General features: G+C 45.8%; 11 protein-coding genes. 4 read left to right on the top strand and 7 right to left on the bottom strand.

What is annotated here, in order from left to right:
* Entirely contained in the window at positions 1 to 210 is a 210-nt protein-coding gene (locus CXIVA_RS08345) for a hypothetical protein (RefSeq protein WP_013977576.1), read from the bottom strand.
* A gap of 390 nt (positions 211 to 600) precedes the next feature.
* Here CXIVA_RS08345 and CXIVA_RS14360 point away from each other — a divergent pair, with 390 nt between their 5' ends.
* Positions 601 to 1137 carry an IS110 family transposase gene (locus CXIVA_RS14360; RefSeq protein ID WP_013977575.1) on the top strand — a complete coding sequence of 179 codons (537 nt, stop codon included), beginning with the start codon at positions 601 to 603 and terminating at the stop codon, positions 1135 to 1137.
* A 53-nt stretch (positions 1138 to 1190) separates the two neighbouring features.
* Positions 1191 to 1382, top strand: coding sequence for an IS110 family transposase (locus CXIVA_RS14355; RefSeq protein WP_242822927.1), 192 nt, complete (start codon positions 1191 to 1193; stop codon positions 1380 to 1382).
* A gap of 477 nt (positions 1383 to 1859) precedes the next feature.
* Here the strand turns inward: CXIVA_RS14355 and CXIVA_RS08330 are convergent, their stop codons facing one another.
* On the bottom strand, positions 1860 to 2669 hold the full coding sequence (locus CXIVA_RS08330; protein ID WP_013977572.1) for a helix-turn-helix domain-containing protein: 810 nt from the start codon (positions 2667 to 2669) through the stop codon (positions 1860 to 1862).
* A 381-nt stretch (positions 2670 to 3050) separates the two neighbouring features.
* Between CXIVA_RS08330 and CXIVA_RS08320 the strand changes: the two genes are divergently transcribed.
* Positions 3051 to 4076 (top strand): uroporphyrinogen decarboxylase family protein, encoded by a 1026-nt coding sequence (locus CXIVA_RS08320; RefSeq protein WP_013977570.1) that lies wholly within the window; start codon positions 3051 to 3053, stop codon positions 4074 to 4076.
* Positions 4077 to 4138: 62 nt separating this feature from the next.
* On the opposite strand, the gene CXIVA_RS08315 is transcribed toward CXIVA_RS08320, so the two are convergent.
* The 5 genes from CXIVA_RS08315 to CXIVA_RS08295 all read right to left on the bottom strand — a co-directional run bounded on the left by CXIVA_RS08315 (position 4139) and on the right by CXIVA_RS08295 (position 10341).
* Positions 4139 to 4963 (bottom strand): hypothetical protein, encoded by an 825-nt coding sequence (locus CXIVA_RS08315; RefSeq protein WP_013977569.1) that lies wholly within the window; start codon positions 4961 to 4963, stop codon positions 4139 to 4141.
* 73 nt (positions 4964 to 5036) lie between these two features.
* Positions 5037 to 6320: an MFS transporter gene (locus CXIVA_RS08310; RefSeq protein ID WP_013977568.1), complete on the bottom strand. Its 1284-nt coding sequence runs from the start codon at positions 6318 to 6320 to the stop codon at positions 5037 to 5039.
* A gap of 47 nt (positions 6321 to 6367) precedes the next feature.
* Complete coding sequence (buk, locus tag CXIVA_RS08305; RefSeq protein WP_083834995.1) at positions 6368 to 7309, bottom strand: butyrate kinase; 942 nt, start codon at positions 7307 to 7309, stop codon at positions 6368 to 6370.
* A gap of 262 nt (positions 7310 to 7571) precedes the next feature.
* Positions 7572 to 8927 carry an FAD-binding protein gene (locus CXIVA_RS08300; protein WP_013977566.1) on the bottom strand — a complete coding sequence of 452 codons (1356 nt, stop codon included), beginning with the start codon at positions 8925 to 8927 and terminating at the stop codon, positions 7572 to 7574.
* Positions 8928 to 8931: 4 nt separating this feature from the next.
* Positions 8932 to 10341 (bottom strand): [FeFe] hydrogenase, group A, encoded by a 1410-nt coding sequence (locus CXIVA_RS08295; protein WP_013977565.1) that lies wholly within the window; start codon positions 10339 to 10341, stop codon positions 8932 to 8934.
* A 137-nt stretch (positions 10342 to 10478) separates the two neighbouring features.
* Between CXIVA_RS08295 and CXIVA_RS08290 the strand changes: the two genes are divergently transcribed.
* Positions 10479 to 12017 carry a helix-turn-helix domain-containing protein gene (locus tag CXIVA_RS08290; RefSeq protein WP_013977564.1) on the top strand — a complete coding sequence of 513 codons (1539 nt, stop codon included), beginning with the start codon at positions 10479 to 10481 and terminating at the stop codon, positions 12015 to 12017.
* The last annotated feature ends 281 nt before the right edge of the window (positions 12018 to 12298 follow it).

Below are 12298 nucleotides of genomic sequence, written 5' to 3'. Positions count from 1 at the left end.
CTACTCTTTCCGGTTCATGGCATTGTTCATATGCTCAAACAGCGGAACTGCCGGAAAAAACTGAGCCGTAAACTCAAGCTCCATCGGATCCTGCAGGATATTATTATCCACTTCACTCTCATCTTTAAAATCCCAGATTGTGATGCAGCGACCGTCCCCCGGAAGGAAATAGGCATCGACTAACGTTCCTTTTTCTTTCAGATCCTGCATTCATTCGATGTGCTCTGCCAATGGTCCTGCAAGACTTTCCGGATGATCTTTTAAATTAGAAAAAAATTCTGGTCTGTGTTCACTGATCTTGATAAATTTCATTTGTATTCTCGTATAATCCAATCATCTTAGATGGTGATTGGATTTTTCCTTTCTCCCAGTTATCACTGGGTATCTAGCTCCATCTCTGATATATTTTGAAAAGGCACTGTGGATCTGTCTCTATATTGCTACAGCTTTGACTGGTACGAGGTGACTCAGACCACAGCTTTTCGTCTATTACTGTTAATCAGTTTGTTAACGCATCGACGTTTCTATTTACGTGATTACACAGCCGAATTCTCTGTGGAAGACAACAGTGCTCAAAATATTAATCAGGAGGTAAAACCTATGTCTATGTACTTTATAGGAATTGATATTTCCAAGTACAAACACGATTGCTGCATTATATCTGCAGTTGATCAAAAAGTAGTCTCAAAAATCACTATCAAAAATGATAAGAATGGCTTTGATGAACTACTGGCCATCATCAACTCTTTATCCAATCCTGAGGACATAAGAATAGGGTTTGAATCAACTGCCCATTATGCTCTCAATCTCGAACTCTTCCTTGAAAAATCTCTCCAAACCTTCATGGAAGTAAACCCTGTGCTTATCAGCGAATTCAAAAAATCAAAAACTTTAAGGCGTACAAAAACCGACTCTGTTGACTGCGAAGCAATAGCTCGTTGGTTAATGACTGTTGAGTACAAACCCCATTCAAAAGGATTTTATCACGCTTATTCCCTTAAGTCATTAACACGTTTACGAGATAGGCTTGTTCGCCAGCGTTCCTTTTATCTTGTGAAAATCACAAACGTGCTGGATCACACATTCCCTGAGTTTAAGCCCTTCTTTCCCTGTATAAAACCTTGGCCAAGGAAATAGATACTCTTGAGGCAGAAATAACCAGGTTGATTGAAGAAGTTCATCCTCACTATATGTCTATCCCTGGCATCGGTCCTTTATCAGCTGCTGTGATCTATTCAGAATACGGAGACATATCTAATTTTTCTAATCCCGGACAGATGCTCGCATTTGCCGGAATAGAACCAGGAATAAATGAATCCGGAACTGAATCTCACAGGGCAGAATGGTTAAGCGTGGATCATCTCAACTCCGATATACATTGATCAATTGCTGTCTGCCTTTAATCCGCTTTGATATGACATTTGCAGCTTACTATGCCAAGAAACGCGGAGAAGGCAAGCCACACCGGGTAGCTATTACACACGTTGCAAAGAAGCTTATTAGAGTCATCTATGCATTGGAGAAGCAGGATATAGACTTTAATGCTCAGAAGTTTCGTTAAAGCTCGACTTTCTTAGTCTGATAGTATCCATCTGAAATACGCTATTTTCAGATGGCTTATTAAAGTTACCCTTTTTTACTCATCAAAAAAACTCGCAAAACCTCTTGACTATTTATAGTTTGTCACCTTTATTCCTGCCTGTTGTCTATCTGTCATTTCAGAATACAACTCTTCTGCTTGCTTTCATGAATATCTTAGCATTGTCAAGGGCGCAGATGTTTAGATAGAAAGCGACAAAATATGGCCTGTTTTTATACATTTATGAACAAACCCTGGCGAGTCTCGTTTCTGGATGACCTCAGTCCTGCAATAGGGTAAATGTGATTCCCAGATGCAATAACTCTCGTTTGTCTTTTAGGTCCGTATGCCCGATCTCACAGATCCTTTTGATCCGGTAGATCACGGTTGCGCGATGAACAAACAATTGATTTGCGGTCTGTACCACGTTCATATTATGATCCAGATATGCTTCCAGTGTCCGGATATATTCTGTACCGTTTTCATCATCATATTGTTTTAACCTGAAGAAAATCGGGGATACCAGCTCTTCAGCCGAAAAATCTTCTGTCATCTTATTTAAAAGATATCCAAAGGTCACATCCGAAAACGCATGGATCCAGTGCATCGGATTTTCCTTCATCCCAATGGATAATGCCAGCTGTGCCTGCCTGTAATAATCATGGATCTTATACAAACCGTTGAATATATTGCTGGTACCGGCGCGAAAATCGTTTTCTCTTACGTAGACCGTAAAATCAGCATCCCGGTTCTTCTTTTCATCTCCGGACACCTTATGAAGCACACAAATGATCGACGCCTCATAAACAAATGCTGCTGCATCTCCCAACAGCCGCGTCAGCTCCCTGCACTGATAATCCAGTGCAGAATAATAGACATCCTGTGCACTCGGTTGCACATAGATCACCTGATAACTATCTTCCAGTCCCCAGGGCATCTTCTCTGCTTCCGCCTGAAGCATGGTACGGTTCACAGTCCCGCTTCGGATGACCTCAGCCAGCATCGTGGTCAAACGTTCATGATTCTGCACAAGCATGACATCCGTCTGCGCGATTCCATGCGCCAGAAACGCTGTGCAGTATTTCAGCAAAATCTCATCCGTACGGCAAAATGATCGGACACATTCCGTAAGGATAAGGCGATAGACAAACTGTTCCCCGATGAATCTGTTTTCCTGTCAGCAAAAGCATCTCCCGTTCCCACCGGTGATATCGGTCAAACAGCTCTATGATCTGATTCCACACACTGTAAAGATCTGTATCCTCATCGAACAGAATCCACTCTGTTCGTTCGCGAAGGACACGAGACAGCGCCTCTCCGACAGCGATCCGGGACAGCATCTCTTTTTCAGGAATCCGGTCCGGCAGCCTTTTATGATCACATATATACAATGTGCCACAGTCAGAGACCTCTCCTCCCGCAACGATACAATTTTCATAACAGCAAACGACTATGAAAAAGGAGGAACGACATGCCATTAACCCCTAAAGAAAACTATTTAAACTTCTTAAACCACAAAGAAATCGAATGGTCACCGGTTGAGATCGTTGACTGTTCCTATATCGGATTCGGTTCGGTTCCGGGACCGATCTTTGAAAAAGGTCCGATCGGTGGCGGTCTTGACGGCTTCGGCGTCAACTGGATCTGCCCGCCAACCGGAAACGGTGCTTCCGTTCCTGATCCGTCGCAGCGCATCATGGATATCGACAACTTCACCGAATGGCGCGACATCGTAAAGATTCCGGATGTCAATGCGATGGACTGGGATCAGATCGCCGCCAGAGAGTTTCAATTCTGCCAGGGCTACGACCTGAATATCAATGCTCTGCAATATAGATGCGGTACCGGTGTGTTTGAACGTCTGGCAGCTCTGATGGGCTTTGGCGATGCACTGATCGCTCTGATCGAAGAATCGGAAAAAGTCAAAGAACTGTTTGACAAAATTACGGATTTTAAGATCGCAACCGCAAAAAAAGTCAAAGACTACATTAATCCGGATGTATTTGTCAATTATGATGACATCTGCACACAGCTCTCACCGTTTATCTCTCATGAACAGTACGAAGAGCTGATCAAGCCCTACCACAAGCGTCTCTATGATGCCTGCTGGGAACTGGAAATGATCCCGCTGCGGCACACTTGCGGAAAAACAGAAAGCTTTATCGAAGATATGATCGAGATTGGTGCTGCAGGATGGACCTCTGTTCAGCCGACGAATGACATCGAGGGTCTGCTGTCAAAATACGGCGACCGTTTCTGTATCATTGGCGGTTGGAATTCTGCCGGCGCAGTCGCACTTCCGGATGCATCATTCGAATCCCGTGTTGAAGAAATCCACAGATGCTTTGACACTTACGGGAAGTACGATGCATTCGCGATGTTCTGTTTCGTGCTTGTCAACACGACCAATCCGGCTGAGGTCGGCGCAACACTCGGCCCCCTGCTTGGAGAATGTGAAAAATACTCCCACATGCTCGGCAGAAGACACCGGGTATAGACTTCAAACAACCAGGCCGGATGCCGGAACGCGGCATTGGCCTGGCTGTTTTTTATTCAGGTCTACTTATAAAAGTCCTTCGTCAGATCTGCTTCTTTCCCATACTTCTCATACAGCCCCGGCAGGATCTGTGCCAGATTCGTATACTCAAGCAGGCTGTGATATGCGTTTGCCTTCATAACCTCCATCGGGAAGCCTCCCGGAGGGATGGAGGCTGCATATGCTTTGCCGTTTTCATCTATGCTGTATCCCTGCCAGTAATGGGAGCGATATTCGATACCGCCAGGAATCTTTCTGATACAATGTGAAAATGTGATTAGGCGCATGCCGGTCTTCGGATCAGAAACGCATGCGTTGATCAATGCATCCACATTTTTTACCAGCTCCGAATCATAACCGTAGTCTTCCGGCGAATAGAATGACAGATGCATCTCCTGCGGACCGTTTCCTACATCTTCTGTTACGACATCCGTCGTGCCCCATCCTCTTTCTTCCAGAGAAAGTGACGTGTCCAAACGATGCGCAAGGCTGTCTTCATGTACATGGATTCCGTAGTGCTCTGTCGGGCACCAGATCCGGTAACGAAGATCACGGATGCCGTGCCATGCAAACCACCAGACGATCATTTCCGGTGTCACACCCGGCATTTCCACTTTGGTTGCCACACAGCCGGAACCGTCCGGCATTTTCGCATAGCCATTCTCCACTTCCAGATAGCCCGGTTTTAAAATGTCGTTCCGGTCATGAATGGATGTGATGCGAGACGGATCAACCGGACTCAGATCCATTTCTTCCAGAAGCTTTGGATCCACTTCCGGAAGCGGCTTAAACAGCAGATCGCTGTAGTCTAGTTTTCTTTCTTCTTCTGTAATGGGTAAATTACTCATATGATTTCCTTTCTATGCATAAACCGGACCAGCTGTCATCGCCGCTGATCCGGTTTTATAATGACTGAGTCTGTTATTGTGCCGCGTCAGCAGCTTTCGGCTTCTTATACGGGATGAACATGATGATGATCGCACCGGCGATATCCAGGAAGATGAATACCACATACGGTAATGTGAAGCTTCCATGGGAAATGGTCAGCAGGACGCCCATCAGAACGAATGCAAAGGTACGTACCACGTTTGCCAGCGGATAAATGATACTGTTCGCGGACATAAAGCCTTCACGGCCGAACTGTGAAATGATCATGGATGCGAGCAGGTTCAACAGACCACCGATACCAAGTCCTGCGAAGATACATCCAAGCCATACACATACGGTGTTAAAGGATGTGATGAGCAGGATCAGAGCTGCAATATAGGAAACTGCAAAGATGATCGTAATGCTCTTGGTGCCGAATTTGGAATCCAGCCAGCCCCAGAGATAACTTCCCGGGATTGCGATGATGGATGTGATGGTCATGAACATCAGCGCTTCACCGTTAGAATATCCAACAGACATCATACGCGGTACAAACTGTGCGATGATACCAACCAGAACCATCCATAGCAGACCATAACCAAAGATGATCAGCCATGTGTTCTTGTTCTTTAAGATGTTCTTGATTGAGAATTTCTCGTTGTCTACATGTACTTCCTGTGTTGCGATGTCCTCATCGAGCGCCATGTTATCCGGCAGGAAGTTGACATCAGCCGGCTCATTCTTTGCCCAGAAGAAAGTAATGATACCAATAACCACTGCAAAGATTCCAAAAATCATAAATGCTGTGTGGATGCCTTTGGTTGCAAGCAGTACAGAAAAGCCTGCTACGAATGCAGAAGAACTGATCGGTGCACCCATGGTTGCCCATCCGAGTGCGATACCTTTTTTACGCGGGAACCAGTTTGCGATGAATGCCGGACATGCAGCAGTACCGAAACCGGATGCGAAGAAGCAGATCACACACAGATCTACAATGTAAAGAGTAACGGAAGGTACAAATCCGAGCAGCGCATACAGAATACCTGTAATGATCAATGCAAATCCTGACATGTTACGCGGTTTTGTCTTAATGACCAGACGGCCGAATACGAAACCGCCTACGAGGCCGATCAGACCTGCCGGGGTCGCAGCGGAAAGAAGTACGGTGGAATCCCATCCGTGTGCTGCCGCAAAGGCGTTCGGGATCAGGTTCATGCCGTCTGTCGTGATCGCTGCATAAAAGAAATACAGGATCATCGTATAGAAGATCATGCTCCAGCCCCAGGTCCCAAACCTGTTGTCTGTTAAACTCGTTGATAGTTTCCTGTTCTTTTCCATAACTTTTTTCTCCCTTCAACTTGTTGCTGAAAAAGCATATTTTTTGATCAATCTACGAAATCAAAACCGTCCCAGACCGGTTTGCCCGTATATTTCTTTGCCTGCTCCTGACCGGAGAGTACACGGATCGCACCTGATGCCATGCCTTCCGTCTCAAAACTTCCTGCATATACATAAACCGGGGCGATCCACTCGCATCCCTGCTTGATGCGCTCAACAAGCTCCTCATCATATGCCATACCGCCTGTCAGCAGAATGCCGTCGACTTCGCCGTACATCGCGCCAGCCATCATTGCGGTCCATTTGATGATCGTATAGATCATTGCGTCGTAGCAGAGCTTTGCGAACTTATCGCCGTTTGCGATCATTTCTTTTACCTTGCGGACGTCATCGGTTCCGAGAAGGTCTACCAGACCGCCTCTGTTGGAAGCAAGCTCATAGCAGTCTTCAAAGGTGTATCCTTTTTTCAGGAGGTTTGCGATATCATCGACACACAGATCACCGGAGCGGTTCGGGCAGATCGCACCCTGTGCATCACCGGCACGGGAGGTATCTACCATTCTGCCCTTTTTATGTGCGGTAATGCTGATGCCGCCGCCCATGTGCAGAATGACATAATTGCAGTCTTCATATTTCTTTCCGACCACTTCACTGTGATGGATCGCCACCTGTTTCTGATTCAGCGGATGAGAACGTGCTGTACGATACAGGCCCTTCACGCCTGTCATACGCGCTTCGTCACACAGCTCATCCACCGGCATCGGATTGACATAAAATGCCGGTACATTCAGCTCATCTGCGATCTCTTTTGCGATCTGGATGCCAAGTGTCGCCGGATGATGGATCTCAGCCACATCGCGTGTCGCATGGTCAAGTACCAGATCATCGATCTCATAGGTTCCACCCTCGCATGCAAACAGACCGACACCGCGGCCGACCACTGCGTCAACCTCTGAGAGATCTACATTTTTTGCTGCTGGAACCCGGATTGATCGTAAGTACCGTAAACTCTTTCATCCTGTAAAGCCTCCTATTACATCTGTTATTTTTGATTCAGGAATTGATACACTTTTCTATCCATAATGCTAGCATGCAGAAAGGCGTTTTTGATTGGCCATATCCTCACAAAATCAGTACCTGTTTTGTCGGTTTGTGTAGAAAAACAAAGATATTCAGGAAAATATATAAGGGCTGCCCGTTGATCCGGACAGCCCCATAAGTAGAGGTAGGTTATGATACTAGATGATTTCTTTATTCTGCCATTGCGATTTCTTCCCAACCTTCCGGCTTGAACGGATAGCGTTCAATCGGGATACGCTCTGTGAAGATGGACGGCTTGCCGTCTTCACCTTTTTCAAGGATGACCCACTTGAGCCAGTTCTTGTCGTCGCGCTCCGGATAATCCAGACGGCTGAAGCATCCGCGGCTCTCTTTTCTGGTCTTGAATACCATGAACATCATCTCAAGCATATCGATCATGGTACGCAGCTCGATTGCCTTTGCAAGATAATGACCATTTACCTTCGGCAGGTGGATCATATCTTTGTACTGATCACGGATCTCATTCAGCTCTGCGATCAGCTCTGTCATGGTCTCTTCTGTCTTATTGAAGCTGTATTCCGGTCTCTTGATCAGGCGGGAGATGTGACGGATCACATGATCCGGACGGAACTCACCTTTGTATTCCGCTGCTTCGAAGATTCTATTCTTGAAGAACTCTAACTGCTTCTCGTCGATCTCGCCAAGTTCAGAATCATCAATGTATTTTGCCATTGCCTTTGCAGTCATCAGACCGGTCTTGGCTGCTACACCAAGCCCGTCGCCGTGTACCCAGCTGCCGTGTGCAGAACCGGCTGTTGTCATCTGACCGAGGCCCCACAGATGCGGAACGCTGGTCTTACCTTCTACATCAATACGGAGGGAACGGATGCTGACACGGTAGGATACGGATACTTCCGGCTTCGGATTGCTCAGATCGATATCCTGGTGATTGCGGATGAACTCATCCAGATCCAGTCTCTGCTTCATTTCGATTCCATAGAAGAAACCATCAGCACCTTCGTTGGTCTTCGGAAGCTGTGTAAAGTCTGCAACCAGCGGACCATTGCCCATTTCAAGCTCTTTGGCCATACCGCGGATCAGGTTGACATCAAGCTCTTCTAAGGAATGTGAGTTGTGTTTCTTGAAGATATTCTCGCCCTTGCTGTTACATACAACCCAGTGAACGCCGTACAGGAAGTTACCGGTATTTCTGTAAACCAGATCCCACTCTGTCAGATGCTCTACGTTTCTAAGCTGCGCGCCTGCTTCATAAGCTGCCATATAACCGGTTGCCGGTGCATAGAACATGTCTCTGCAGGACGGGTTGAACTCGTTGGTTGCAAGGACGACTTCCTTAGCGCGTACAACGACAATATCTGTTGTATCCAGGTTCAGTCCGACTGCGCCGACAACTTTGCCGTCATTGGTCAGAAGGTCTGTAAAGTAGGTGCGCTCTAAGATCTGTGCGCCGCCTGCCATAACCTGTTTGCAGAACGGTGTCATGAAGTCTACGTCAATCTGAACTGCGGAGATCTTCTTGCCCTCAAACTCATGGTGATGATGCATGGTCCTATGTCAGATCTCCAACCTTGTAGGTTGATTCCTTCAGATCTTTCGTACCGCGGGCTTCTTTAAACTCGACCTCGCCCTGTGCTTCACCATTCAGCCAGTCATTTGCTGTACGAAGCGCAGCTTCCATAACACCACCGGTCGCGCCAAAGATCGTACCTGCACCGGAGCCGATGCCAAGCGGTGCATCAAATTCCTCATCCTCAAGTCCCGGGAAGGAGATGCCGCAGCGCTCGATCATACGTGCAAGCTCACGGCTTGTCAGTGAGAAGTCAACATCCGGAACACCCGCCGCGCTCTGGTCATCTCTGCCAAGCTCGCGTTTCTTTGCGGTACAGGGCATCGTGCTGACAACGACGATCTTGTCTGCCGGGATTCCTTCTTTCTCAGAAAGGAATGTCTTTACCATTGCGCCAAACATCTGCTGCGGGGATTTGCAGGAAGATACATGCGGAAGCATGTCATCATAATAGGTCTCAATGTAATTGATCCATCCCGGACAGCAGGAGGTGAACATCGGAAAGGTTCCGCCCGTCTGAATGCGCTCTACCAGCTCGTTTGCTTCTTCCATGATCGTTAAGTCTGCTGAGAAAACGGTATCAAATACACGGTCGAATCCGATCTTTCTCATCGCTGCCGCAAGCTTTCCTTTCGTGCCAGAGCCGATCGGATAACCAAAGGCTTCTGAGATACCTGCACGTACGGAAGGTGCTGCCTGGATCACAACGTATTTATCCGGATCCTTTACCATCTCTAATACAGCATCCACGTCATCTCTTTCATGCAGTGCGCCGACCGGGCAAACCGTAATACACTGTCCGCAGCCGACACAACCGCTCTCAATGAGTGTCTCGCCTTTTGACGGTACGACCTTTGCAGTCAGGCCTTCCCCTTCCATTTTGATCGCGCCGATTCCCTGCAGGTTTTCACATGCTGCCACACAGCGGCCGCAGCGGATGCACTTATTGTCATCCCTGACAATGATGCCGTCTGTCTTTACCGGAACAGATTCAAACGCTTCCGTTACGGGGTTCTTTGTCATGCGAAGCTTATGCTGCACATCCTGCAGTTCGCAGTTTCCGGTACGATTACAGTTTCTGCAGTCTCTGTCGTGGTGGTCGAGGATCTCCTGCAGAATTTTTTTCTGCTCGTATCTGACAGCTTCGGAATCCGTAATGACTTTCATATCCGACTCGATCAGCGTCGTTGCCGCATTGACGATTCCTTTCCCCTGTACCTCAACAATACAAAGTCCGCTGTCATCCTTTTCCTGTACGCCCTTTAAATACTGCAGGGATAAAATTTCCGTATCAAACTGCATTCTGGCATATTTGTTTTCGTAAGCCGCTTCCAGAATTGTAGCGCCATCCCTTGCAGGTACAGGGTTTCCATTGATCATAATCTGCAACATGTTTACCTCCTCCTATGATTCCTTTACCTGTTCCATCTCTAGTAAAATCATGATGTTTTCTTTCTTGAACATATCGTATCAAAAAGGCTTTCCTCATATATCGTGCATTTAAAAAGGAATTACAGGGAGGATTTCTCATGTATGTCGGATTAAAGAAAATCCAGAATCTGTTCTATGATTACCCATCCCGTCTTACAGACTCTGACGGACTGCATTGTTTAACAGGCTGGAACCAGTTGAGTTCCGCGCCGGAACCCTATGCATCTTATCTCCTGTATGTTTGTACTGATGAGACAGATCTGACTAAGATCGGCTTCATTGACCATATGCATGTTCTTTGCATCATAACACCCGGTTCGAATCAGGAACAGATCATCAGCCGATTTCCTGACAACATTAGCCTACTGCTCATAGAAAGCGCAGAGCCTGTTGAGATCTATACTGCATTACAGGATTTCTTTAACCGTCAATGCGGTGTGGGCATGTTTGGACAGACACTGCTCGATTTTCTTTCCTTCGAAGACGGATTACAATCTTCTATTGAATACGCATACAATGTTTTTCATAATCCCGTTTTTGTATTTGATAGCAATTACAATCTAATCGCCGCTACCTGGAAAGCCATTGAAGAATTGGGAATCAACGATTCTGTCATATCAGAAAAACGCTTTTCCGAAGATGATTTTAAAATGGCGAACCGGGAACATAATATCCATAGCAAGGTATTAAAAAGCGAGATACCTATTATCGCTTTCAATAAAGCGCTCGGTTATGAGCAAATGTATTGCGCAATCAATACACAAAAGAATCTCGGTCATATTGTAATTTCTGCCGTGAATAAGCCATTTGAACCAATTGACAAAGAATTTATGCTGATCCTCAAGAAATATGTCGATCAGCTAATGAAGAAAGACACTTTTATCCGAAGTGCAAAGGGATTCAATTATGAATACTTCCTGCGCGATCTGCTGGATAAAAAAATTGATACCGGCAGCAACAATTCCGCAAATATGAAATATACAGAAATCACATTTAGCGGAAATATGTACTGCATGGTAATTGAGACAGCACGCAGCACGGAAACTGTTAATATCAATCATATTAGAAATATAATAGAAAGCCGTTTCCCGTATTCTAAGACACTTATCTACAACGAACAGATTGTCATTATCCTAAGCTTTCTCGATAACCAGTATATTTCTGATGAATATCTGAAAATGGGCAATAAATTATGCCTGGGAAACGGCTTGTTTGCCGGCATTAGTAATTGTTTTGAAAACATTCTGGAATTGCGCGAATACTATGCGCAGGCACTACGTGCCATTGAATTCGGTGCCAGGATCAATGATGTGCCCGCATTATATCCCTACTGGGATTATTATCTGCAACATGTAATCAGCCAGTCTCTCATAAAAGAATCCGGCAATACATTCTGTCATCCGAAAATGAAACTATTATTGGATTATGATAAAACACATCATTCTGAGCTTGCGTATACATTATATATGTATCTGATCCATGAACGTAATTTAGCTGCGGATGCCGAGGCCATGGAGATGCACCGCACCTCTCTGGTGTATAGATTCAAAAAAATCAGTTCTCTGATTGATGACAATTTTGATAACTATAAAGAGCGTTTATACCTCATTCTGTCTTATGAAATGAATAAATATTGATAGAATCTATATTTTGTGAAAGGTAAAGGCATTCAACTTTTCCCATTTCCTGAAATCGCGCAAACCCGCTTAAACACTGGGTTTGCGCCATGTTAACTGCAAGCACGTGACGGGCCACGTCCCGAACGCTTGTTCTTTTGCGTTATTTTTGACTTTTTCGCATGATTTTTCATGATTTTTTGACATTTTCCAAAAATACAAAAAGCCCGCAAACCGCTGAAAACACTGGGTTTGCGAGCGATAGATAGAAAAAGGACCATCCTTCCGGATGATCCTTGATC

It is taken from the genome of Clostridium sp. SY8519 (genome assembly GCF_000270305.1).
GTDB lineage: Bacteria > Bacillota > Clostridia > Lachnospirales > Lachnospiraceae > SY8519.
This window is presented reverse-complemented; position numbering and strand designations above follow the sequence as displayed.